This window comes from Paraburkholderia podalyriae (genome assembly GCF_014397785.1).
GTDB lineage: Bacteria > Pseudomonadota > Gammaproteobacteria > Burkholderiales > Burkholderiaceae > Paraburkholderia > Paraburkholderia podalyriae.
The window spans coordinates 1-24068 of the sequence record NZ_VZQQ01000048.1; the positions used below are offsets into that span (position 1 = coordinate 1).

Genomic DNA, 24068 nt, shown 5'->3' on the forward strand with positions numbered 1-24068 from the left:
CAGCCTCCTTAGGGAATGCGACCATCTCTAGATTGTAGTCATTGGCGGCCGGACTGGCTCAACTCGAGAAGACGGGTTACAGCCCGAACGGCTGCGTCAACGAACGGCCACTATGTTGCTCAACCGTGCGCCGTCGCTTCTGCTATCGCACGACAGTGGTGCTGCACTGCACCGCCGTCGTGCGTGACTACGGTTGTCTCGCATGCCGCACAACGAATTCCGCGGCATGGCACGGCATGTGCGTGTAGAGCCCGCATAGGATCAAAGTCGACCTATCTTCATTCGAATCAATAGCAGCATCCCAACAGGCTTTTGGACAACGGCGTCCCCTGAAACCGGTCATCTGACCCGGTTCGCGGGACGCTTTTTCATTTTTGGAACGACGATGACGGACAAGGCAACTCGCATTGAACTTTTCAGCCTGCTCGCACCGCCAATGCGCGCTTTCCATCTGACGTGGATGGCGTTCTTCGTCTGCTTCTTTGCCTGGTTCTCCTGTGCGCCATTGATGCCGCTGATCAAAAGCGAATTCGGGCTTTCCGTCGACCAGGTCGCGAATATCAGCATCGCCGCGGTCGCGGTGACGATACTCGTGCGGCTGGTGATTGGTCCGCTATGCGACCGCTACGGCCCGCGCAAGATGTACTGCGCCCTGATGCTCGCGGGTGCATTTCCGGTGCTGGGCGCCGCACTCTCCACGGGCTACGAGAGCTTCCTGCTGTGCCGCCTGTGCATTGGCGCGGTGGGCGCATGCTTTGTCATTAGCCAGTATCACACCTCGATGATGTTCGCGCCGAACGTAGTTGGCACTGCCAATGCCGCGACGGCCGGGTGGGGCAACACCGGGGCGGGTGCTGCGCAAGTACTCGTGCCGCTGCTGCTGGCAGCGATCATGGCGCTCGGCGCTGGGCAGTCGTCGGCGTGGCGCCTGGCGCTGGTGCTGCCGGCCCTTGCGATGCCTGTTATGGCGATATTTTATTGGCGCTTCACGCAGGATTGCCCGCAAGGAAACGTTGCGGAACTGCGGGCGCGCGGAATCGCGGTCGAAGGTGGCAAGAAGGGCGGGTGGGCGAGCTTCCGGGCGGCCTGCGCGAACTATCGCGTGTGGATGCTGTTCATTACCTACGCCGCGTGTTTCGGCGTCGAGGTCTTCATTCACAACATCGCAGCGATCTATTACGTCGATCATTTTCATCTGTCGCTGAAGGCTGCGGGCATTGCCGCTGGCAGCTTCGGGCTGCTCGCGCTGTTCGCCCGCGCGTTGGGCGGCTGGCTGTCGGACAAGGCTGCCGCGCATCGCGGCCTCGGCGTTCGCGCGACCTTGCTCTGCGTGCTGATGGTCGGCGAAGGGCTCGGCCTGATGTGCTTCGCGCACGAGGATAGCATCGCACTCGCTCTCGTCGCCATGCTCGTTTTCGGTCTGTTCACGCACATGGCCTGCGGAGCGACCTACGCACTGGTTCCGTTCATCGACCGTAAGGCGCTGGGTGGCGTGGCCGGCATCATCGGCGCGGGAGGCAATGTCGGCGCGGTGGCCGCCGGCTTTCTGATGAAGGGTGTCGGCAGTATCCAGCAGACGTTAGCGACGCTCGGCGTCCTCGTCACGGTGTCTGCGCTTTGCGCGCTGGCGGTTCGCTTCAGCAGCGAGCACAAGGCGCGCGAAGCGGCGCTGCGCGAGCGCGCGTTGGCCGCCGCCAGCACCCAAGGCGTGATGAATTGATGGACTCGCACGGGTGCACGCGCGGATGCCTCGCAGCGGACACGCGCCGCATGGCAAAGCAGCGCACGTCAGGTGCCGCTGCACGCAGAAGGTGCTGCGCCGCACCAACATTGCGCTCCGCCGCATCAGAATGCATCGCCCGCATTGAACGTTTACGCGCTGCAATACGCCGCCGCCCCTTGGCGGCGAGCTTGTTCAGTTATGGCACGGCGCTTGCGTAAATGTGAGCGCGGATCAACGGTGATCCGGTCAGCACGCAGCAAAAAGTCTCGCTTCAGATCACAGGTTTTTGGACAACGGCGTCCCCGAATTCAGTCGCACTTGCGATTGCATCCGCGGGACGCCTTTTTATTTGCCGGACAAAACATGGCGCGAACCACGTTGGAAATGGATGAGACCCCGGTCACGAACGTTGTTGTCGTTGGCCACGGGATGGTCGGCCACAAGCTTCTCGAATGTCTGCTGGACGACCCGCGATCCGCGCTGAATATCACCGTGCTTTGCGAAGAACCGCGTCCCGCGTATGACCGCGTGCACCTGTCCGAATTCTTTTCCGGCAAGTCGGCGGAGGACCTGTCGCTTGTCGAACCGGGCTTCTTCGAGCGCGAGAACGTGCAGCTGCTGCTCGGCACGAAGGCAGTCTCGATCGACCGGGAGGCCCACACCGTCAGCCTTTCGAGCGGCGAGGCGCTGTCCTACGACAAACTCGTGCTCTCCACAGGTTCCGTGCCGTTCGTTCCGCCGACGGCTGGCGGCGATCGCCATGACTGCTTTGTCTATCGCACCATCGAAGATCTCGAAGCGATGCGGGCTTGCGGCGCGCGGGCGAAGTCGGGTGTCGTGGTCGGCGGCGGCCTGCTCGGCCTCGAGTGCGCGAAGGCACTGCACGATATGGGGCTGGCCGCGCATGTCGTTGAGTTTGCGCCGCGCCTGATGGCGGTGCAGGTCGACGAAGGCGGGGGCCGCGTGCTGCGCACCCGGATCGAGGAACTGGGCGTGCAGGTCCACACCGGCAAGCACACGCTTGCGATCGTCGACGGCGAGTCGGGCGCGCACCGCATGCAGTTCGCCGACGGCACGCATCTCGACACCGACATGATCGTGTTTTCCGCCGGCATCCGTCCGCGCGACGAGATTGCCCGCGCCTGCGGCCTCGAACTCGGGCCGCGCGGCGGCGTCGCGATCGATGCAAGCTGCCGCTCGAGCGACCCCGACATCTACGCAATCGGCGAATGCGCAGCGTGGAACGGCATGGTGTACGGGCTGGTCGCGCCTGGCTACGACATGGCGCGCGTCGCCGCGAAGCATCTGCGCGGTGATGACGCGGGCTTCACCGGTGCGGACATGAGCACCAAGCTCAAATTGATGGGCGTGGACGTCGCAAGCATCGGAGATGCGCACGGCAAGACGCCGGGCAGCCGCACGTACCAGTTCAGCGACGAACGCAAACAGGTCTACAAGAAGCTGGTGGTGTCGGAGTGCGGCAAGCAGCTGCTCGGCGCCGTCATGGTGGGCGATGCGACCGAATACGGCACGCTGCTGCAGATGATGCTCAACAGCATCGAGTTGCCCGAAGCACCGGAATTCCTGATCCTGCCGCAAAGCGACGGCAAGGCGAAGCCTGGGCTCGGCGTCGACGCGCTGCCCGACGGCGCGCAGATCTGCTCGTGCAACAACGTCTCCAAAGGAGAAATCTGCGCGGCGGTTTGCGCGGGCGCGACCGACATTGGCGGCGTGAAGAGCACAACCTGCGCCGGCACCTCGTGCGGCGGCTGCGTGCCGCTCGTCACCCAGGTGATGAAGGCCGAGATGAAGAAACTGGGCCTCGCGGTCAGCAACCACCTGTGCGAGCACTTTTCGTACTCGCGGCAGGAGCTGTACCACATCGTGCGCGTCGAACGCATCAAGACCTTCGCCGCGCTGCTGGAAAAGCATGGCCATGGCCTTGGCTGCGACATCTGCAAGCCGGCCGTCGCGGGCATCCTGGCGTCGTGCTGGAATGAGTTCGTGCTCAAGAAAGAACACGCCGGCCTGCAGGACTCCAACGACTACTACCTTGCCAATATCCAGCGTGACGGCACGTATTCGGTCGTGCCGCGCATGCCGGGGGGCGAGGTCACGCCGGAGGGTCTGATTGCCGTTGGTCAGGTGGCGAAGAAATACGGCCTTTATACGAAGATCACCGGCGGCCAGCGGGTCGATCTGTTCGGCGCGCGTGTCGACCAGCTGCCGCTGATCTGGGAAGAGCTAATCCACGCCGGCTTCGAATCGGGCCACGCGTACGGCAAGTCGCTACGCACCGTGAAGTCTTGCGTTGGCTCGACGTGGTGCCGCTACGGCGTCGGCGATTCGGTGGGGCTCGCCGTGGCGATGGAAAACCGCTACAAGGGCTTGCGTTCGCCGCACAAGCTCAAGTTTGGCGTGTCGGGCTGCACCCGCGAATGCGCGGAAGCACAAGGCAAGGACATCGGCATCATCGCGACCGAAACGGGATGGAACCTGTATGTGTGCGGCAACGGCGGGATGAAGCCGCGCCACGCCGAGCTGCTCGCGTCGGATCTGGATCGTGAGACGCTGGTGCGCTACATCGACCGCTTCCTGATGTTTTACGTGCGCACCGCGGACCGTCTGCAGCGCACCAGCGTATGGCGCGAGAACCTCGAGGGCGGGCTTGACTACCTGATCGACGTCGTCGTGCACGACAAACTGGGACTCGCTGCGGAGCTGGAGGCGGAAATGCAGCACGTGGTGAGTACCTATGAGTGCGAGTGGAAGAAGGCCGTGACCGATCCTGAAACGCGCAAGCGCTTCCGCCATTTCGTCAACAGCGACAAGCTCGACGAGAACGTAACCTTCGTCGAGGAGCGGGGCCAGATTCGTCCGGCGACGCCGGCAGAGCGGCAAGCGAAGCAATTCCCGATACCTGTGGTCGTCGAGACCGTCTGACCATTCACCACAACCTGACGTGAGGAACCCAGCATGAACAACGATCGACTTCCACAATCCTGGATGCCCGTGTGCGCGCTCGACGACATCGTTCCGAATACGGGCGTCTGCGCGCTCGTGAACGGCGAGCAGGTCGCGGTATTTCACGTGACCACCGGCGACGCGGAAGCGGGCATCTATGCGATCGACAACTTCGACCCGGGTTCGCAGGCGGCGGTGCTCTCGCGCGGACTGATCGGCAACCTCGGCGCGCGCATCGTGGTGGCCTCGCCGATCTACAAGCATCACTTCGATCTGCGCACCGGTGAGTGCCTCGAGGCGCCCGAAAATTCCGTCAACGCGTACCCGGTGCGCGTTGAGAGCGGTAAGGTGTGGGTCGCCGCATGAGACACGAATACGCCGGGCGAACCTCTGCAGGCGCATCGCCCAGCACGCCGGCGCGTGCGCGGCTGGTGGTGGTCGGCAATGGCATGGCCGGCATGCGCACAGTCGAGGAACTGCTGAAGCTCGCGCCGGACCTCTACGACATCACCGTATTCGGCGCCGAGCCGTACGGCAACTACAACCGCATCCTGTTGTCGCCGGTACTCGCGGGCGAGAAGCGTGTCGACGAGATCATCCTCAATACACGTGACTGGTATGCGGATAATGGCATCCGGCTGCACGCGGGCGACCCGGTAGCTGCAATTGACCGCAAGCGCCGCATCGTGCGCTCGCAAAGCGGCATCGAGGTGGGCTACGACCGGCTGCTGATCGCGACCGGCTCGAAGCCATTCCTGATTCCGGTGCCGGGTCACCAGCTGCCGGGCGTGATCGCGTTTCGCGACATCCAGGACGTCGAAACGATGCTTGTCGCAGCCCGCAGCCACCGTCACGCCGTGATCATCGGCGGCGGCCTCCTCGGACTGGAGGCGGCCAACGGGCTCATGCGCCAGGGCATGTCGGTGACGGTCGTGCACGACACCGACAGCTTGATGGATCGCCAGCTCGACAGGAGCGCATCTGCCCTGCTGTTGCAGACGCTGGAGCGCAGAGGCCTACGTTTCATGATGAAGGCACGCACCGCCGAAATCGTCGGGCCGGAGCGTGTCACCGCGGTACGTTTCGACGACGGCACGGAGATTCCCGCCGACCTGGTTGTCATGACGGCAGGGGTGAGGCCGAACATCGAGCTCGCGAAGCAGTCGGGCTTGCACTGCGAGCGGGCAATCGTCGTCGATGACACATTGCAGACCTACGATCCACGTGTGTACGCCGTTGGTGAATGCGTGCAGCATCGGACGGCGACCTTCGGTCTCGTCGCGCCGATCTGGGATCAGGCGCGCGTGTGCGGCGCGCACCTGGCCGGTGCCGGTCACCGCCGGTACGTGCAGCGCGCGACGGCGACCAGGCTGAAAGTCACTGGCGTCGACCTTTATTCCGCCGGTGATTTCGTGGGCGGCCCGGATAGTGAGGATCTCGTCTTGCGCGATCCGCGACGCGGTATCTACAAGCGCCTCGTGATCGAGGGTAGCCGGGTGGTCGGTGCGGTCCTGTACGGCGACGTCAAGGACGGCGCCTGGTACTTCGAACTGATCCAGAGCCGGACCGACATTGCCCCGTTGCGCACCCATCTGTTGTTCGGCAAAGCCCTGTGCGAGGCTCAGCCCGCCTGAACCGGAATCGAACGTGAGTTTTCCCATCGTCATTTCAAACCCGCCTGACGCCAGTCGTGACGCGGTCCGAACCACCTGTCCCTATTGCGGCGTCGGCTGCGGCGTACTCGCGACGCCACGCCCGAACGGCCAGCCCGAGATTGCCGGCGACGAACGTCATCCGGCCAACGCCGGCCGCTTGTGCGTGAAGGGTTCGGCACTCGGGGAAACGGTCGGGCTCGATGGACGCCTGCTGCATCCGAAGCTGCGCGATCCGGGCAATGGTGAACTGCGCAACGTGTCGTGGAACGATGCACTTGATACGGTCGCCGCCGGCTTTCGCCGGATCATCGATCAGCACGGCCCGGATGCAGTCGCCCTCTACGTCTCGGGACAACTGCTGACGGAGGACTACTACGCTGCCAACAAGCTGATGAAGGGCTATGTCGGCAGCGCGAACATCGACACCAATTCGCGCCTGTGCATGTCGTCTTCGGTCGCAGGTCATAAGCGTGCGTTCGGCGAAGACCTGGTGCCGGTGTGCTATGAAGACCTCGAACTCGCGGACCTGGTCGTGCTGGTCGGATCGAACACAGCGTGGTGCCACCCGATCCTGTTCCAGCGGATCGTCAGGATCAAGGAAACGCGGCCCGGGATGAAAGTGGTCGTGATCGACCCGCGCTACACGGCGACCTGCGAGATGGCCGACCTGCATCTGCCGTTGAAGGCGGGCACCGACGTCCGGCTGTTCAACGGGCTGCTCAGTTTTCTCGCGGAACACGACACGACGGATGCAGGTTTTGTCGACACGTACACGACCGGCTATGCGCAGGCGCTCGCTGCCGCCTCGGCCGATGCAGCGAACGGCTTTGACCTCGCGCAGTGCGCGAAGACCTGCAAGGTCGACCCGCACACTCTGCTGGAATTCTATCGGCTGTTCGCGCGCACCGAGCGGGTCGTAACGGTCTATTCCCAGGGCGTCAACCAGTCGACGTCCGGCACCGACAAGGTCAACAGCATCATCAATTGCCATCTGCTGACGGGCCGCATCGGCAAGCCGGGGATGGGGCCGTTCTCGTTTACCGGCCAGCCGAACGCGATGGGCGGGCGTGAAGTGGGCGGCCTCGCAAACATGCTGGCGGCCCATCTGGAACTCGACAACTCACGCCATCGCGACCTCGTGCAGACTTTCTGGGACTCGCCCGCGATCGCGGAACGGCCCGGGCTCAAGGCCGTCGAGTTGTTCGGGGCGATCGAAACAGGCCGGATCAAGGCCGTCTGGATCATGGGCACGAACCCGGTTGTGAGCCTGCCCGATGGCGATCAGGCGAAGCGTGCGCTCGCGCGCTGCGAACTCGTCGTCTGCTCCGACATCGTTGAAAACACGGACACCAATGTGTTTGCCCACGTCTTGTTGCCGGCGCTCGGCTGGGGCGAGAAAGACGGCACGGTCACCAACTCGGAGCGCAGAATTTCGCGCCAGCGGGCGTTCCTGCCGGCGCCGGGCGAAGCGCGCGCGGACTGGCGGATCATTTGCGACGTCGCCCAGCGCATGGGGTATGCCGGCTTCGATTTTTCGGCTCCGCATGAGATCTTCGACGAGCATGCGCGGCTGAGCGCTTATCGCAACGAGGCCGGCATCGGAGGCGAAACGAGTGTGCCGCGCCGGTTCAATCTGGGCGGCCTGGTCGCGCTCGGCCGCGAACGTTACGATGCGCTGCAGCCGATCCAGTGGCCGGTGCTGGCGACGAACGGCGCCGCGCCGCGCGGCACCGCGCGTCTGTTCGGCGATTGCCGCTATGCGCACCCGGACGGCAAGGCGCGCTTCGTCGCCACCCCGCCGCGCGCACCGGTCCACGCGCCGGACGGCGAGTATCCGCTGACGCTGAACACCGGCCGGGTACGCGACCAATGGCACACGATGACCCGCACGGGCAAGTCGGAGAAACTCGCCGGCCACGTGACGGAAGCCTTTGTCGATTTGCATCCGCAGGACGCGCTGTCGTGCGGCGTGCGCGAAGGTGAACTGGCGCGCGTGTCGAGCCGTTGGGGCACGATGGTCGCACGTGTGCAGCATGGCGGCGGCATGCCGCGAGGCAGCGTGTTCGTGCCGATTCACTGGAACGATCAGGTGGCGTCCGACGCGCGTGTCGGCGCGGTCGTGAATCCCGAGGTCGATCCAGTCTCCGGGCAGCCCGAGTTCAAACATACGCCGGTTCGCATCGACCGGTTCGACGTCGCCTGGCAGGGTTTTTCATTGAGCCGTCACGCTCCGGTGCTGGACGGCATGACCTACTGGACGCGTGTGCACGGCATGCAGTTCATGCGCTACGAACTCGCGGGGCGCAAGCCGCTCACCGATCACCGCGGCTGGGCGCAAGCGCTGTTCGGCATCGACGACCCGCACGCCGACTGGCTGGAGTACGAGGACAGGACAGCGGGGATCTATCGCGCCGTGCATCTGGTCGACGAGCGTATCGACAGTTGCATCTTCGTATCGGCGCGCCCCGAGTTGCCGTTACCGTCGCGTACGTGGCTCGCGGGCCTGTTCGGGAAGGACAGGCTCGACGAGGAGGACCGCGCCGGACTGCTGGTCGGACAGCCGATTGGCAAGGGTGTCGATACGGGGCCCACGGTCTGCTCCTGTTTCGGTGTGGGACGCAATACGATCTGCACGGCAATCCGTGAGCAAGGGCTGAAGACCGCGGCCGAAATTACAGCGTGCGTGAGGGCCGGCGGCAACTGCGGATCTTGCGTGCCGGAACTAAAGAAGCTGCTGGTCGACACCGAACTGGAAAGGTTGAGCGCAGCCTGAAGGAGACTCTGCGCGCTTACCTCGGACTCGCCGTCGTGTGATTTGCGGCAGGCATGCGGGCGGGGATATTCAGCAGCCGATTAATTCGGCGCTGAACGAAGAACTGCAGCAGAGTTATTGCCCTTTTTCCAGCGTGTCCTAGACTCAGACTGGCGAGTGTATCTACGGCGATAGTATTGAGGGGCCCAGGTTGGTCCAATTCCGACCGTGCCGGAGTCTTGGCAAACCTGGTTTGCCGTCGGGATATACCCTCGCGGCGAACCGCCAGGAGGCACGTGATGCTGCAGACGCCGATTGTCCAACGGGCGCTGTCCAGAGAACTACTCGATGTACTGATCCGCGCCGGACTCATTGCTGTTCTCGCCATATTCTGCTTTCGGATTTTTGTACCCTTCCTCAACCTGATGGTCTGGGCGTTGATCCTGGCGATCACGCTCGATCCGCTGCAAGCGAGGCTTCGAGCGAGGTTTGCCAACAAGGATGGGCTGATCGCCACGCTGATCATCCTCGTTGCGTTTGCGGTGATTCTCGTGCCGACGTATATGTTGGGCGTCGCGGTGGCCGACTCGGTCGAGAATGTGATGGCCGTCGTCAAGAGCGGCAGCTTCCGCATTCCGCCGCCTGCCGACTCGGTGGCCAGTTGGCCGCTGGTGGGCCGTAACGTGTACGACTTCTGGCAGCAGGCATCGACGGACCTCACCGGTCTGGCGCACAAGTTCGCACCTCAGCTCAAGGACGCTGGCCTTGCATTGCTCGGCACGCTCACAGGCCTGGGCGCGGGGCTGCTCATCTTTTTCGTCGCGTTGATCGTCGCAGGCATTCTGATGGCTCATGACGAGACAGGCCATAAAAGCGCCGTGCAGATCGCTTCGCGCATCTCCGGTCCCGAGAACGGCCCGCAGATCACGGATCTTTGCACAGCCACAATCCGCGCAGTGGCGCAAGGCGTGGTCGGGATCGCGTTTATCCAGATGTTGTTGATTGGCATCGCCTTTTTGGTGATGGGCATTCCCGGTGCTGGCCTGCTGGCGCTCGCCGTGCTGCTGATCGGCATCATGCAGTTGCCCGCCACGCTGATCACGGTGCCCGTGATCATCTTCGTCTTCGTCACGGAGGGCTTCAGCACGGCGACGATCATCTTCTCGGTCTATGTCTTTGTCGCGGGACTCGCCGACAACGTACTCAAGCCATTGCTGCTGGGTCGCGGCGTCGCCGTGCCGATGCCCGTCGTGCTGATCGGCGCGCTCGGCGGCATGGTGACGGGTGGCGTCATCGGGCTGTTCATCGGTCCCGTGATGCTCGCGGTTGGTTATCAGCTGTTCTGGCGATGGGTGGAGGAACAGCCCCGCCCGGAGCGGGCGAAAGAAAAGCAGCAGGCTTGATGCCGCCGGGGCCGGTCCGTGTCCCTCGTGTCCCCGTGCGCGCGCTCTTACTGGATGCTGCTCGGCGCCGGCTGCCTCAGTGGGTGCATCCGTGTGGGACCAGACTTTCATCCACAGCATGAGAGCTGGAGCGAACACTGGAGCACCGCGTCAATAGAGAAGGTCACGCACCAGGCAACACTGCCTGACATCCGTCAATGGTGGCAGATCTTCGGGGACCAGAACCTCGAAAGTCTGATCGCGCAGGCCGATGAAAACAATGGCGACGTGAAGATTGCCGGCCTGCGTGTGATCGAGGCGCGTGCCCAATTGGGTATCGCGCTCGCGGGACGCTACCCGCAGGTGCAACAGGCCAACGCCGACGTGCTGTACTCGGCGCGCAAGCGCTCGGACGGATTCAACCCCCGCTCGGGCGGCTACTGGCAGTATGGCCTGGGCCTCAGCATCGGATGGGAACTGGATTTGTGGGGGCGTTTCAGCCGCGCGATCGAGTCGGCGGACGCCGCGTTTTTTGCCACGCAAGCCAATCGCGAAGACGTATTGGTACTGATGCACGCGCAGGTCGCCGATACGTATTTCACGCTACGCACGGCCGAGGCGCGGCTGCGCATTGCGCGCGAAAACGCCCAACTGCAGAAGCGCAGCTACGAGATTGCGCAAAAGCTTTTCAAGAGCGGCGAAAGCGATGAACTGGATCTGCAGCAGGCGAAGACCCAGTATCTGGGCACGCTCAGCAGCATTCCCGACCTGGAGAGCCAGATCGTGCTCGCACGTCATGCGCTGTCGGTGCTGCTTGGCCGGCCGCCTGGCCCGTTGCCGGAGCTGGACGTGCAGCCGGGCAAGGAGGGTGTGGTACCGCTAGTCGATCGCGCCGTGCTGCAGGACGTGCCCGCCGATCTGCTGTTACGTCGCCCCGACGTTCGCGCGGCCGAACTGCAGATGGCCGCGCAGTCCGCGCTCATCGGTGTGGCGAAAGCCGATCTGTATCCGTCCGTGTCGTTGCTAGGTTCTCTTGTCTGGAGCGCCAGTTCGCTCACGGGCTCGCCGAGCACGCTCGCCGTAGCAGCCGGTCCGAGCGTCACGTGGAACCTGTTCGATCACGGCAAGATCACGAACAACGTGCGCGTGCAGGACGCCCGCCTGCAGCAGTTGAGCGTCGCCTACCAGAACACGGTGCGCGAGGCAGCCCGCGAGGCGGACGACGCCGCCACGGCACTCATCGCCGCATTGCAGCGGGACACGATCCTGAACGACGCGCAAGGGGCCGCGGGGCGCTCGCTCAAGCTCGCCAATACGATCTACCGCGAAGGGTACTCGGACTTCCAGCGGGTCCTCGATGCGCAGCGCGCGCTGTTCGCACAGCAGGACGCGTACGTCGTCAACCGCAGCAACGCGGCGGGCAGTCTGATCGCGCTCTACAAGGCGCTCGGCGGAGGCTGGCACACGGAAGAGCCACTCATCGATTCGGCCACCCGTCAGCAGATGCAGCGACGCACCGACTGGGGTGACCTGCTGAACGACGCGAGCGCTCCGTCCGCCCCAGTCAGGCAGTCCGAAGGTCCGTCCCGATGAGCGATACGCCTGAGCCCTCCCATGCCGCGCCGGCTCCACCGCCTGCCCCGGCCACCGATCCATCAGGCAAGGCAGTGAAGTGGATCGTCGTCGTGATCGTCGTGAGCCTGCTCTGGTATCTGCTTGCCGACCGCTTTACCCCTTATACGCAACAGGCGCGTGTCCAGGCCTATGTTGTACCTGTCGCCGCCGAGGCATCGGGGCGGGTGACCCGCGTGCTTGTGCACAACAACCAGGAAGTCAATGCGGGTGACCTGCTGTTCGAGGTCGATAGCGAGCAATACCGGATCGCCGTCGATCGTGCTCGCGCCGACCTCGAGTCCACACGGCGGCAGATCGGCGCGAGCACGGCTGGGATCGATTCGGCGGTTGCATCGTTGCACGCAGCCATCGCGAACGAGGTCAAGGCGCGCCAGGACAGCGAGCGCCTCGAAAGGCTCTACCGCGAAGATGAGGGGACGGTCTCGCTGCGGCGGCTGGAAGTGGCGCGCGCCACTCACCAGCAGGCCCAGAGCCAGGTTGCCGCGGCCCGTGCCGAGGTGGAACGCGCGCGCGAACAGCAAGGCGGCAGCGACGCGGAAAATGCGCAGTTGCGCAGCGCTGCCGGTGCACTGGAAAAGGCCGAACTCGATCTTGCCAATACCCGCATACGTGCACGCTCGGCGGGCGTCATCACGGACCTGCGCACCGAAGTCGGCCAGTTCGCGGCGGCGGCCAGCCCGGTCATGACGTTGATTGCGATCCACGATGTGTGGGTCAGCGCGGATATGACCGAGAACAACCTTGGACACGTCCAGCCGGGCACGCCCGTGGCCATCGCGTTGGACGCGTTGCCGGGCGAGCTATTCGAAGGGCGAATCCGCAGCATCGGCTATGGGGTGGCCGTGGGACAGAGCACGCCGCCCGGCAGTCTGCCGACCGTGCAAAACAGCCGGGACTGGCTACGCCCCGCTCAACGCTTTCCGGTGATCGTCGAATTCGCAGCAGGTGAGCGCGCGCGCCTTCGGAATGTTCGAGTCGGCGGCCAGGCTGAGACGATGGCGTTTCCAAGTCCAGGGAATCCGCTCAATCCTCTCGGCCGTTTGTTCCTTCGCGTGATGAGCTGGCTTTCATACCTCTACTGAGACACCTATGCAACCCGGTCTCCAGTGCTTAGGTTACCGTGCACTACGCGTTGCCCTCGGTACGGCGCTGTGCCTCGCAATCAGCTTTGCGTTAGACCTGTCGATTCCCGTAGTCGCACCGGTATTCGCCGTATTCCTGCTCGCAACGCAGAACCGGCCGCTGTCGTTGAAGGCGAGCCTGGTATTCGCGATCGTCGTCGCATTGACGACAGGCAGCGGCCTGCTGCTCGTCCCGGTGCTTCGCTATTACCCCATTGCTGGCGTACTGCTGATCGGGCTCACGCTGTTCTTCGCGTTTCGCTATGGCTTGCGTGGCGGGAACAACCTTGTCGCGACCTTTCTGGTGGCTGGGCTGACGATGATTTCGGCAGCCGGTACGGCTGACTTCCAGCTGGCCATGACCGTCGTGGGCGCGCTGGTGAAAGGGCTGTTGCTCGCCATATTGGTGTCGGCATTCAGCCATTGTGTCTTTCCCGAGCCTGTGAGCGAAAGGCCAAAGCCTCCCCATCGCATCATGTCGGATGACCACGCTACCCTCATAGCGCTGCGTGCCGCTCTGGTGGTCATGCCTGCCTGGCTGCTTGCCATGAGTGATCCAGCCAGCTATATGCCGATCATCATGAAGTCCGTCAGCCTTGGTCGACAAAGCTGCGGCACATCGGCGCGCGGTGCGGCGCGTGAGTTGCTTGGCTCCACGTTGTTTGGCGGCCTGCTCGCGATCCTGTTCTGGTTTTCGCTCAGGCTCTTTGTCAATATCTGGATGTTTTTCCTGTGGATGCTGCTCTTCGGTTTGCTGGTGGGACGCAAGCTCTATCGCATCAGCCAGACGCGATACACGCCGGGTTTCTGGTTGAACAGCCTCGTCACCATGATTATTCTGCTTGGCCAGTCGGTGCAGGACAGCGTGGCCGGCAAGGACGTTTATAGCGCGTTCGCAGTGCGTATGGGGCTATTTCTGGCCGTCACCGTTTATGCGTGCTTGATGCTTCAGCTATTTGAGCAACGTAGTCGCACGCGGTGACGCGACGCGCGGCCGCACCCAGCTGAATCGCGGGGCGGTGTGTTGCCGAAAATTGCCGACTGTGGGTGCGCTGCAAACAGACAGCGCATGGCTGAGGACGGCGGCGCACAACGTCCGCATCGACAACGCGCATGCAAGGGTCAAGTATATTGACGGAGGTGCTCGAGATGAAAAACGCCACAAATGATGCGCCTGTCCCCCTTCGTGCTCGTGAGATTCTGCAGGAATTCGGCAGGACTCTTTGGTACTTGCGCGGAATCCTAGCTGGCCTCCTGGTGCTCTTTGTTCTATTGACGCTCGGAATGCATTACTTCGGTGGTCCCGTCGAGACTGTGAACCGAACGCCATCGCCGATCGGACAAACTTTGTACTTCTGCGCGATCACGGCGCTGACCATCGGGTACGGCGACGTGGTGCCCACCACGACGTTCGGGCGGATCGATGCAATCTTGCTTGGTCTGATCGGGTTGCTCATAACAGGACTGATCACAGCCGCCGCGGTGCGGGGTGTCCAGGAAGCCGCGCGCCGGTCTGTTGCTGAAGGTTAGCCTCGATATTTCCAGATGCGCCTCCGCTTGCGCTTCGGTGCCTTTCGCTTCGGGGGAACGCCGAAGAACCGGGTAGACCAGTACCAACGATACTCGCGGGCTTCGCTAAGCGTCTAAAACAAAGGTTTGAAGAGCGCGCGTCGCAGGTCAAACAGTAAAGACACGCGTGTGTGCACCGGAAAATTCGGCCGTTGCTTGCAATCTGCGTTCAGTAACATATGCTTTTCTGAAGCTTCCTTTTGGGGCTATCTTTTCCGGAACCCGGTCGCAAAGGGCCGTCGACAGGCGCGACGCGGCCGGCAAAACGACGGCGCCGCCGCAGCGCGGCCAACGCCCATCTGAATCCTCCAATGGAAACCGGCGGCCCATCCAGCTCCGGCGTGAAATGCGAGGGCAGAGACCATGAACGATGTTTCAGTAGCACAGGCGGCTTCGAACGCGAAAGCCGCGTCGCGCGACGTGAGCGGCTACGCGTTCCAGCACGACGTGGTGAGGAATCTGATTTGCCGCGAGGGGCGTTATCCGGACATTGCGGGTCCGCACGACTGGTACATGGCGCTTGCCTTCAGCGTGCGCGATCGGATGCTGGCGCGTTGGGCCGCGTCGACGAAAGTCTATGCGGCGAAGGACGTCAAGCTTGCCTGCTACCTGTCGGCGGAGTTCCTGATCGGTCCGCAGCTCGGCAACAATCTGCTCAATCTCGGCATGCAGGACGAAGCGCGCGAAGCGATGCATGCACTCGGCCAGGATCTCGACGCGCTGCTCGCGATCGAGGAAGAACCCGGCCTCGGCAATGGCGGACTTGGACGCCTTGCCGCGTGTTACATGGACTCGCTTTCGACGCTTGAAATACCGGCGATCGGATACGGCATCCACTACGAGTTCGGAATCTTCAATCAGCAGATTCGTGACGGCTGGCAGGTGGAGGTGACCGACAAGTGGCTGCAGAACGGCAACCCATGGGAAATCGTGCGGCCAGATGTGAGCCACTACGTCGGCTTTGGCGGATACACGCAACACCAGACCGACGATCAGGGCCGCCTGCGTGTGAGCTGGATACCGGCGCGGCAAGTGAAGGGCGTCGCCTGCGATTTTCCGGTGCAGGGCTATCGCGTCGATACCTGCAATGTGCTGCGTCTGTGGAAGAGCGAAGCGGTGGAGTCGTTCGACTTTCAGGACTTCAACGCCGGCCAGTACTACGACGCGGTGCAGGAAAAAGTCGTGTCGGAAACCTTATCCAAAGTTCTCTATCCGAACGACGAACCCGAGGCGGGCAAGCGTCTGCGGCTCGCGCAGCAGTATTTTTTCGTTTCGTGTTCGCTGCAGGACATGTTGCGGCTGATGGCATTAAAGGGCACGTCGATCGAGCAGTTCGCGGAGCTGTTCGCAGCGCAACTCAACGATACGCATCCGTCGATCGCGGTCGCCGAATTGATGCGTCTGCTGCTGGACGTGCACGGGCTTGCGTGGGATACCGCGTGGGACCTCACGCAGCGCACCTTCGCGTACACCAATCACACGCTATTGCCCGAGGCACTCGAGACCTGGGGCCTGCCGCTCTTTCAGAGCCTGCTGCCGCGCCCGCTCGAAATCATCCACGAAATCAATCGCCGTTTTCTCGATGACGTTCGGCGCGTTTTTCCCGACGACGACGCGCGCGTGACGCGCATGTCGCTGATCGACGAACGCGGCGACAAGAAAGTGCGCATGGCGCATCTCGCTACGGTTGGCGCTCATGCGGTCAACGGTGTGGCCGCGTTGCATTCAGATCTGCTACGCGAGACCGTACTGCACGATTTCGCCGAGATATTTCCGCAGCGCTTTCTCAACGTGACGAACGGGGTGACGCCGCGCCGCTTCCTGATGCTGAGCAACCCTGGCCTCGCGGGTCTTCTGGATCGAACGATCGGCAGCGAATGGCGCACCGATCTCACGCGCCTCGACGCACTCGCCGCACACGCCGACGATGCCGGCTTGCATGAAGCATGGCGTGCGATCCGGCGTGACAACAAGGGCGCGCTCGCGGCACGCATCGCTAGCGCAACGGGCATCGACGTCGATCCTAACGCGCTGTTCGACATTCAGGTCAAGCGCATTCACGAGTACAAACGCCAGCATCTGAACGCGCTGTACATCATCAGTCTGTATCACCAGCTATGCCGCAATCCCGCGCTCGATGTCGCGCCGCGCTGCTTTATCTTCGGCGGCAAGGCCGCGCCGGGCTACGCGATGGCCAAGCTGATGATCCGGCTGATCACCGGGATCGCCGAAGTCGTCAATCAAGACCCGGTGATCGACGGCCGGCTGAAAGTGGTCTTCTACCCGGACTTCAACGTGAAGAATGGGCACTGGGTGTATCCAGCCGCGGACCTGTCCGAGCAGATTTCGACAGCGGGCAAGGAAGCATCCGGCACCGGCAACATGAAGTTCATGATGAACGGCGCGCTGACGATCGGCACGCTCGACGGCGCGAACGTGGAAATCCGCGAAGAAGCGGGCGCCGACAACTTCTTCCTGTTCGGCTTGACCGCGCAGCAGGTGGAAGAGTTAAAGCGCAACGGCTATCGGCCGTCCGACTATGTGCAGTCCAACGACGATCTGCGCGAAGCGTTCACGCAGATCGCGCAAGGGCGTTTCTCGCGCGGCGACCCGGATGTATTCAGACCACTCGTCGACAATCTGCTGCACTCGGACCCGTTCCTCGTGCTGGCCGATTTCGCGGATTACGTCGCGTGTCAGCAACGCGTGAGCGACGCGTGGCGCGACGCTCCGCGGTGGACGCGAATGTCGATCATGAACACGGCGCGCTCGGGCAAGTTCTCGTCGGATCGCGCGATCGGCGAGTATTGCGAGCGCATCTGGAACACACGTGCGGTGAGGATCGATCTTGCTCAGCCCTAACGTCGAAAGCACGCGCAGTTATCAGGCGCGGCCTGGCTCGCGATTTCCGCTCGGTGCGTCGGTCGTGCCGGACGGTGTCAACTTCTGCATTTTTTGCCGGCACGCGACGCATCTCGAACTGCTGCTTTACGCGTCGACGGATAGCATCGAGCCGTTTCAGATCATCGGACTTGAACCCGAGAGCAACCGCACGTTCTATTTCTGGCATGTGCTGATCGAAGATCTGCCGGCGCAGTGCTGCTATACGTGGCGCGCCTACGGAAATCATCGCGTGCCGCAACTCGACGACGAAGCCGCCAGCCGTTACGAGTTGCTCGATCCCACCGCGCGCGCAATCAGCGATCGCCACTGGCACCGCCAGCCCGCCGCCGGTGTGCACGAACCCGGGCATGCGTCCTTTCGAGCCATCGTCACCGAACCGCTGGACCTCCGCGAAGACGTGGCCGTGCGCACGCTCGACGACGCGATCATCTACGAACTGCATGTGGGTGGCTTCACGCGCGATCCATCGAGCGGGGTTCGCTATCCCGGCACGTTCGCGGGGCTGATCGAGAAGATCCCGTATCTGAAGGAACTGGGCATCACGCACGTCGAGCTGCTACCGGTGATGGCCTTCGATGAGCAGGACGTGCCAGCATCGGCAGTGGCGAAAGGGCTCGTCAATTACTGGGGCTACAGCACGCATAGCTTCTACAGTCCGCATCCGCGCTATTGCGTCGACCCCGAGCGCGCGCCGCAGGAGTTCCGTGCGTTGATCGACGCGATGCACGAGGCCGGCATCACCGTGCTGCTCGATGTGGTGTTCAATCACACCGCGGAAGCGGGCCTGAGCGGTCCGGTGATCAACTTCAAGGTGCTCGCCAACGAAGTCTTCTATCACGTCGATCCGGCGGACGGCGGGCGCTATCTCGACTACACGGGCTGCGGTAATACGGTCAACTGCAATCATCCGTTGGTGTCGGCGTTCATCCTGCATTGCCTCGAGTACTGGGTGCAGGAACTCGGCGTGGACGGCTTTCGCTTCGATCTCGCGAGCGTCTTCACGCGCGGCGAGGGCGGCGCGTTGCTGGGTACGCCGCCGTTGCCATGGGCGATGGAAGCGTCGCCGGTGCTCGCGCGCGTGCCGCTAATCGCTGAGGCGTGGGACGCGGCGGGCCTGTATCACGTCGGCGCATTCCCGGGCATGGCGTGGGCCGAATGGAACGGCCGCTATCGTGATGTGATCCGGCGCTTCGTGCGCGGCGATCCGGGACTGATCGGCCAGATGTGCACGTGCCTCGCGGGTAGCGCGGACCTTTATGAGGCGGACGGCAGACTGCCCGTGAACAGCATCAACTTTGTGAGCTGTCACGACGGCTTTACGTTGTGCGATCTCGTCAGCTACGACGCGAAGCGCAACGAGGCGAACGGCGACGACAACCGCGACGGCAGCAACGACAACCTGTCGTGGAACTGCGGCGCCGAAGGCGTCACCGATGATCCGTCGATCGTCGGTCTGCGATTGCGGCAGGCGCGCAACTTCATCGCGATCCTGCTGCTGAGCCAGGGCGTGCCGATGCTGCTCGCCGGCGACGAAATCCTGCGAAGCCAGCGCGGCAACAACAACGCGTACTGCCAGGACAACGCGCTGTCATGGATGGACTGGCATTTCGCCGATGGCGCGCTCGACATGCTGCGTTTCGTGCGCGAGATGATTGCGCTTCGCAAGCGTCACCCGAGCCTGCGCCGTCGCCGTTTCCTCACGGGCGGTGCCGAGCACGGTCGGACGCAGCCGGATGTCGCCTGGCACGGCGAACGGCTTGGATCTCCCGCATGGGGCGACCCGGGTGCTCGCCTGGTCGCGTTCACGCTCGCGGGACATGCGCGGGGCGAGCCCATGTTGCACGTGGTCCTTAACATGAATGCGGATGCGCGCGATGCGCAGCTTCCCGCCCTCGACGACGCGAACTGGCGGCGGATTGTCGATACGGCCGCGCAACCACCGTCGGACATTGTTTCGATTGTTGAAACAGCCCGTGTCGAATGCGGTGCCTGCCGTGTGGAAGCGCGCAGTGTCGTCGTGCTTGAATCGCGATGAATGGTCGCAATGAATGGTCGCAATCGCGCTGAACGGTGCGCAGCAAAGCGACTTTAATATTTACGTACTGCTGTGTTGCTTTGTCCATCACCAGGGGGCGGCATGGATGCAGTCAGAACCTTCGTCGAAAGTCAGCCGCTGTTCGCGCTCTTTTTGACCATCGCGGTCGGCTACCTGATCGGCGAAATCAATGTGAAGGGCGTCGCTTTGGGCTCCGGGGCCGTGCTGTTCGTTGGACTGGCGCTCGGCGCGTTCGCGCCGAAAGCCACGCCGCCGGCGCTGCTGGGCACGCTCGGTCTGTTGATGTTTCTTTATGGCATCGGCATTCAGTATGGCGCGCAGTTCTTTCGCGGGCTCACGAGCCGGGATGGCATGAAGGCCAACGCAGCCGCGTGTATCGGCGTGATCGTTTCGGGTCTCGTCGCGTGCGGCTTCATCCGTTTCGGCATCACGCTCGCCGATGCCCTCGGGATGTTCGCGGGCAGCGGCACGAGCACGGCGAGCCTGCAGGTTGCCATTGCGTCGATGAAGAGCAGCGATGCCGCCGTGGCCTATAGCGTTGCCTATCCGTTCGGCGTGGCTGGGCCGATTCTATTTATCTACGCGCTGCAGTTGGCCCTCAAAGTCAAGATACACAAGCCGCCTGCCAAGCTGCTGCAGACTGCGGAAATCGCGTTGCGCAATGCCAGTTTCTTCGGGCTCAGGCTGCCTGAGCTGTTGACACGTCTGCCTGCCGGTGTGGCAATCGCGGCCGTGCGGCGCGACCATCACAACCAGCTCACCACCGACGATTTCATTCTGCGCGCTGACGACGTTCTGCTCGTCACCGCCACCGACCACCGCCTGCTCGACGAAGCAACGGCGCTGTGCGGCGAATTGCAGCCCGGGCGCATCGCGAGTCATCGGGAAGATCTGGACTATATGCGGGTGTTCGCATCGAATCCGTCGGTCGTCGGAATGTCGCTTGGCAGTCTGCGCTTCCCGGACGGCGTGAACTGCGCGGTCGCGCACGTGCGGCGGGGTGACGCCGATCTGCTGTCCAGTCCAGACCTTATTCTCGAAGCGGGCGACCGGGTCGGCCTGCTCGTCAATCGCGCGCATCAGGCGAGCGTGCGCGCGTTCTTCGGCGATTCGATCAAAAGCACGGCCGACCTCAGTTTCATCTGCCTGGGCATAGGCGCGGCGGCGGGGCTGCTGGTCGGCGCGATCCCGCTGCGCTTGCCTGGTCTCGGCGCGTTCAGCCTGGGTCTCGCGGGATTGCTGCTTGTCGCGCTGTGCCTCGGCAAGGCGCGCCGCAACGGACCGTTCGTCTGGGTGATGCCGCTTTCGGCGAATCTGGTCCTTCGCAATCTTGGACTCACGATCTTCCTCGCGCAGGTGGGCATTGCTTGCGGACCCAAGTTCGTCGCGACCGTGGGCACCGCCGGGCCGCTGCTGCTGCTTTATGGCGCGATCACGCTGCTGGTACTCGTCGGCGTGACGGCTATCTGCTGCCTGTGGATCTTCAGGCTGTCTTTCGATACGTCGGTCGGCGTGATCTGCGGCGCTACCGGCAACCCGGCGATCCTCGCCTTTGCCAACCGCATCGCGCCGACGGATCAGCCCGACATCATGTACGCGATGATTTTCCCGTCGATGACCATCGTCAAGGTGCTGTTCGTGCAGATCGCCATAGCGATCGCAGCCGGCTAGACGTAGCCGCGCCGCAGCCGAACGAAATTCGAGTTACAGATAGGCAAGGAGCCCATCATGGAAGTGGCGATATTCAGTTCGACGCGCTATGAACGCCGGTATCTCGACGAGGCCAACAGCAGCGGCGAGCACAAGCTGCATTACTTCGATGTGCTGCTGGAGAGAGACACCGTCGGTCTTGCCGCCGGCTACGGCGCCGTTTGCATCTTCGTCAACGACAAGGCTGACGCGCAGATACTGAGCGCGCTGCACAAGGGTGGCACGCGTCTGCTCGCGTTGCGCTGCACGGGCTTCAACAACGTCGACCTCGAAGCTGCCGAAGGGCTCGGCATGAAGGTGGTGCGCGTCGTGACGTACTCGCCGAACTCCGTGGCGGAGCACGCAGTAGCGCTACTGCTCGCGATCAACCGCAAGGTGCACCGTGCCTACAACCGCACCCGCGACTCGAACTTTTCGCTCGACGGTCTGACCGGCTTCGACCTTTGCGGCAAGACGGTTGCGGTGGTCGGAACGGGCAAGATCGGCCGCGTGTTTGCGAAGATCATGCTCGGCTTCGGCTGCAGGGTGATCGGTTTCGATCCGCAACCCTCGGCGGAATTCGAGGCGCTCGGTCTGAGCTATGCGAAGCCGGGCGAGATTGGGGAGGAAGCCGACATCATTTCGCTGCATTGTCCGCTCACACCCACGACATACCACGTGATCAATTCGCAAACGCTCAAACGCGCGAAGCCAGGCGCGATCCTTATCAACACGAGCCGCGGTGGGCTGATCGACACGGAGGCCGCCATCGACGCGTTGAAGACCGGGCAGCTTGGCGGCCTTGGTATCGACGTGTACGAACAGGAGGGGAATCTCTTCTTTCGCGATCTCTCCAGCGAGATCATCACCGATGATGTGTTTCAACGCCTCGTCTCGTTTCCCAATGTCATCGTCACTGGACATCAGGCCTACCTGACGCATGAGGCATTGACGACCATCTGCGAGACCACGCTCGAAAGCGTCTCGGCGTTTGAGCAAAATCGGCCTTTGCAGAACGAGGTGAAGCTCGGGTAGAGGCAAAGCCGGGTTCTCTGGAGCGCGTCGCGAAGGTGACCGCGACGATCGTCGGCATCGATCCCGAGACGCGCACTGCCCAGATCTCAAGCGGGCGCAACTGAAAGGATCCGTGCGCCGCACGACCGATGATCTTGCTCTGGGTCACGATAGGCGTTTGCCCATCGTTTCCGGCACCATCGCCAGCCCGAGAAGTGAGACCAGGCCGCAACCGATCACGTAGAAGGCAGGTGCGTTGGCATTGGCGGTCAGATGGATAAGTATGGTCGAAAAGAACTGCGAAAAACTGCCGAAGATCACGATCGCCCCGTAGTAGCTGACAGCCACGCCTGTGGCGCGCAGCCTCTGTGGCAACACTTCGCTGACCAACACGAGCGTAGCGGCCGAAGTCATCGCCATTGGCACTGCGAGGCAGGCGGCCACGATGAGCAGACGCACGAGGGTCGGTTGCCCGTTGAGCAGCACGAATGCGGGGTAGATCATGGCCAGCAGTGCGACGCGCGACCAGAACACGACCTTGCGTCGGCCGATCCGATCGCTGAGCCAGCCGGAGAAGGGTGACAACGCGGCGAGGATCAGTGACCCGACGAAGCCGGCCCAGATCGTCTGCGAGAGGGGCATATGCAGCTGGATGACCGCGTAGTTCGGAAGGTAGAAGACCACGATGTGCACGGCCGATGCAAGACCGATCATGACCAGAACGCTGGCCACCAGTTTGGGCCAGTGCTCTTTCAGCAGCTGCCCGGCTCCGCCCGCCGTCGCCGCTTTCGCATGCGCAGGCGTCAAGGTCTCTTCCAGACGCCGCCGGACCACCATGCTGACCGGAATCACCATGATGCCGATGACGAAGGCGACGCGCCAGCCCCAGCCGCTTAGGGCGCTCGGGTCCAGCAGATTGCTCAGCGTCAGCGCGACCAGCGCAGCGAGCACCGCGGCGAGGCCCTGACTGAACGGTTGCCAGCTGGTATAGAAGCCGCGCGAGTGCTCGTCGGCGTACTCCAGCAGCATGGCGCTGGCAGGTCCCATTTCGCCGCCGATCGCGAAGCCCTGAAGCAGCCTGGCGAGCACGACCAACACCGGTGCCATCAGGCCGATCTGCGCATACGTAGGCGCCAGCACGAGGATCAATGCGCTCAACCCCATCAGCCACAGCGTGAGTATCACCGCTGGCTTGCGGCCGACTCGGTCGGCATAGCGGCCAAATACCAGGCCGCCGAGGGGCCGCATCACATAGCCGATGCCGAAGGTGGCGAACGACAGAAGCGTCTGTCCGAATGCATTGCCGATCGGGAAAAAGAGTGGGCCAATCAGGGTCGCGAAGAAGTTGTAGACCACAGAGTCGTACAACTCCAGGCCGCTGCCGATGGTGATCGCTGTAATGGCCCAGGAGTTGGACAATGCCTTGCGTGGTCTCGCGTCGCTGGCGATGGTGTGAAGCGGTGCTCTTTTGGCTGAATCGTTGTACATGATGTCTCCATTGTGACGAGCTCGATACTCGTTCTGACTGTTGAAGCATGATTCGCACGGTAGTGTGCGGTGCAAAGCTCGGACTCGGTAACGGCGGCCATCAAAATCATGATCGG

Annotated in this window: 15 protein-coding genes; 14 read left to right on the forward strand and 1 reads right to left on the reverse strand. The window is 63.0% G+C overall.

From position 1 onward, the window contains the following. Nucleotides 1-385 precede the first annotated feature (385 nt). The 14 genes from F6X42_RS32520 to F6X42_RS32585 all read left to right on the forward strand — a co-directional run bounded on the left by F6X42_RS32520 (nucleotide 386) and on the right by F6X42_RS32585 (nucleotide 22485). Nucleotides 386-1720: an MFS transporter gene (locus tag F6X42_RS32520; protein WP_187638115.1), complete on the forward strand. Its 1335-nt coding sequence runs from the start codon at nucleotides 386-388 to the stop codon at nucleotides 1718-1720. Between the two features lie 387 nt (nucleotides 1721-2107). Continuing rightward, on the forward strand, nucleotides 2108-4666 hold the full coding sequence (nirB, locus tag F6X42_RS32525; RefSeq protein WP_187638116.1) for a nitrite reductase large subunit NirB: 2559 nt from the start codon (nucleotides 2108-2110) through the stop codon (nucleotides 4664-4666). Between the two features lie 33 nt (nucleotides 4667-4699). Further along, on the forward strand, nucleotides 4700-5053 hold the full coding sequence (nirD, locus tag F6X42_RS32530) for a nitrite reductase small subunit NirD (RefSeq protein WP_187638117.1): 354 nt from the start codon (nucleotides 4700-4702) through the stop codon (nucleotides 5051-5053). Beyond that, entirely contained in the window at nucleotides 5050-6321 is a 1272-nt protein-coding gene (locus tag F6X42_RS32535) for an NAD(P)/FAD-dependent oxidoreductase (RefSeq protein WP_187638118.1), read from the forward strand. Before nirD ends, F6X42_RS32535 begins: the two co-directional genes overlap by 4 nt. Nucleotides 6322-6334: 13 nt before the next feature. Continuing rightward, nucleotides 6335-9115: a nitrate reductase gene (locus F6X42_RS32540; RefSeq protein WP_187638119.1), complete on the forward strand. Its 2781-nt coding sequence runs from the start codon at nucleotides 6335-6337 to the stop codon at nucleotides 9113-9115. Nucleotides 9116-9393: 278 nt separating this feature from the next. Continuing rightward, nucleotides 9394-10497 (forward strand): AI-2E family transporter, encoded by a 1104-nt coding sequence (locus F6X42_RS32545; RefSeq protein ID WP_187638120.1) that lies wholly within the window; start codon nucleotides 9394-9396, stop codon nucleotides 10495-10497. A gap of 54 nt (nucleotides 10498-10551) precedes the next feature. Beyond that, nucleotides 10552-12069, forward strand: a complete 1518-nt coding sequence (locus F6X42_RS32550) for a TolC family protein (protein WP_187638148.1) — start codon at nucleotides 10552-10554, stop codon at nucleotides 12067-12069. Continuing rightward, nucleotides 12066-13193 carry an HlyD family secretion protein gene (locus F6X42_RS32555; protein ID WP_187638121.1) on the forward strand — a complete coding sequence of 376 codons (1128 nt, stop codon included), beginning with the start codon at nucleotides 12066-12068 and terminating at the stop codon, nucleotides 13191-13193. Before F6X42_RS32550 ends, F6X42_RS32555 begins: the two co-directional genes overlap by 4 nt. Before the next feature lie 7 nt (nucleotides 13194-13200). Beyond that, nucleotides 13201-14214: a DUF2955 domain-containing protein gene (locus tag F6X42_RS32560; RefSeq protein ID WP_187638122.1), complete on the forward strand. Its 1014-nt coding sequence runs from the start codon at nucleotides 13201-13203 to the stop codon at nucleotides 14212-14214. A 167-nt stretch (nucleotides 14215-14381) separates the two neighbouring features. Continuing rightward, on the forward strand, nucleotides 14382-14762 hold the full coding sequence (locus F6X42_RS32565) for a potassium channel family protein (RefSeq protein ID WP_187638123.1): 381 nt from the start codon (nucleotides 14382-14384) through the stop codon (nucleotides 14760-14762). Nucleotides 14763-15164: 402 nt separating this feature from the next. Next, a complete protein-coding gene (locus F6X42_RS32570) occupies nucleotides 15165-17663 on the forward strand; it encodes a glycogen/starch/alpha-glucan phosphorylase (protein WP_187638124.1) in 2499 nt (832 codons plus the stop codon). Further along, nucleotides 17650-19740, forward strand: coding sequence for a glycogen debranching protein (locus F6X42_RS32575; protein ID WP_187638125.1), 2091 nt, complete (start codon nucleotides 17650-17652; stop codon nucleotides 19738-19740). Before F6X42_RS32570 ends, F6X42_RS32575 begins: the two co-directional genes overlap by 14 nt. A 102-nt stretch (nucleotides 19741-19842) precedes the next feature. Then, on the forward strand, nucleotides 19843-21432 hold the full coding sequence (locus F6X42_RS32580; protein ID WP_187638126.1) for an aspartate:alanine exchanger family transporter: 1590 nt from the start codon (nucleotides 19843-19845) through the stop codon (nucleotides 21430-21432). A gap of 57 nt (nucleotides 21433-21489) precedes the next feature. Further along, nucleotides 21490-22485, forward strand: coding sequence for a 2-hydroxyacid dehydrogenase (locus F6X42_RS32585; RefSeq protein ID WP_187638127.1), 996 nt, complete (start codon nucleotides 21490-21492; stop codon nucleotides 22483-22485). A 144-nt stretch (nucleotides 22486-22629) separates the two neighbouring features. Here F6X42_RS32585 and F6X42_RS32590 read toward each other — a convergent pair whose 3' ends face one another. Continuing rightward, nucleotides 22630-23952: an MFS transporter gene (locus F6X42_RS32590; RefSeq protein ID WP_187638149.1), complete on the reverse strand. Its 1323-nt coding sequence runs from the start codon at nucleotides 23950-23952 to the stop codon at nucleotides 22630-22632. Nucleotides 23953-24068 lie beyond the last annotated feature (116 nt).

Excerpts from the sequence above, each read along its gene's own strand:
- F6X42_RS32520 (WP_187638115.1), top strand. The coding sequence starts at position 386 with ATGACGGACAAGGCAACTCGCATTGAACTTTTCAGCCTGCTCGCACCG.
- nirB (WP_187638116.1), top strand. The coding sequence starts at position 2,108 with ATGGATGAGACCCCGGTCACGAACGTTGTTGTCGTTGGCCACGGGATG.
- nirD (WP_187638117.1), top strand. The coding sequence starts at position 4,700 with ATGAACAACGATCGACTTCCACAATCCTGGATGCCCGTGTGCGCGCTC.
- F6X42_RS32535 (WP_187638118.1), top strand. The coding sequence starts at position 5,050 with ATGAGACACGAATACGCCGGGCGAACCTCTGCAGGCGCATCGCCCAGC.
- F6X42_RS32545 (WP_187638120.1), top strand. The coding sequence starts at position 9,394 with ATGCTGCAGACGCCGATTGTCCAACGGGCGCTGTCCAGAGAACTACTC.
- F6X42_RS32550 (WP_187638148.1), top strand. The coding sequence starts at position 10,552 with ATGCTGCTCGGCGCCGGCTGCCTCAGTGGGTGCATCCGTGTGGGACCA.
- F6X42_RS32555 (WP_187638121.1), top strand. The coding sequence starts at position 12,066 with ATGAGCGATACGCCTGAGCCCTCCCATGCCGCGCCGGCTCCACCGCCT.
- F6X42_RS32560 (WP_187638122.1), top strand. The coding sequence starts at position 13,201 with ATGCAACCCGGTCTCCAGTGCTTAGGTTACCGTGCACTACGCGTTGCC.
- F6X42_RS32565 (WP_187638123.1), top strand. The coding sequence starts at position 14,382 with ATGAAAAACGCCACAAATGATGCGCCTGTCCCCCTTCGTGCTCGTGAG.
- F6X42_RS32570 (WP_187638124.1), top strand. The coding sequence starts at position 15,165 with ATGAACGATGTTTCAGTAGCACAGGCGGCTTCGAACGCGAAAGCCGCG.
- F6X42_RS32580 (WP_187638126.1), top strand. The coding sequence starts at position 19,843 with ATGGATGCAGTCAGAACCTTCGTCGAAAGTCAGCCGCTGTTCGCGCTC.
- F6X42_RS32585 (WP_187638127.1), top strand. The coding sequence starts at position 21,490 with ATGGAAGTGGCGATATTCAGTTCGACGCGCTATGAACGCCGGTATCTC.
- F6X42_RS32590 (WP_187638149.1), bottom strand. The coding sequence starts at position 23,952 with ATGTACAACGATTCAGCCAAAAGAGCACCGCTTCACACCATCGCCAGC.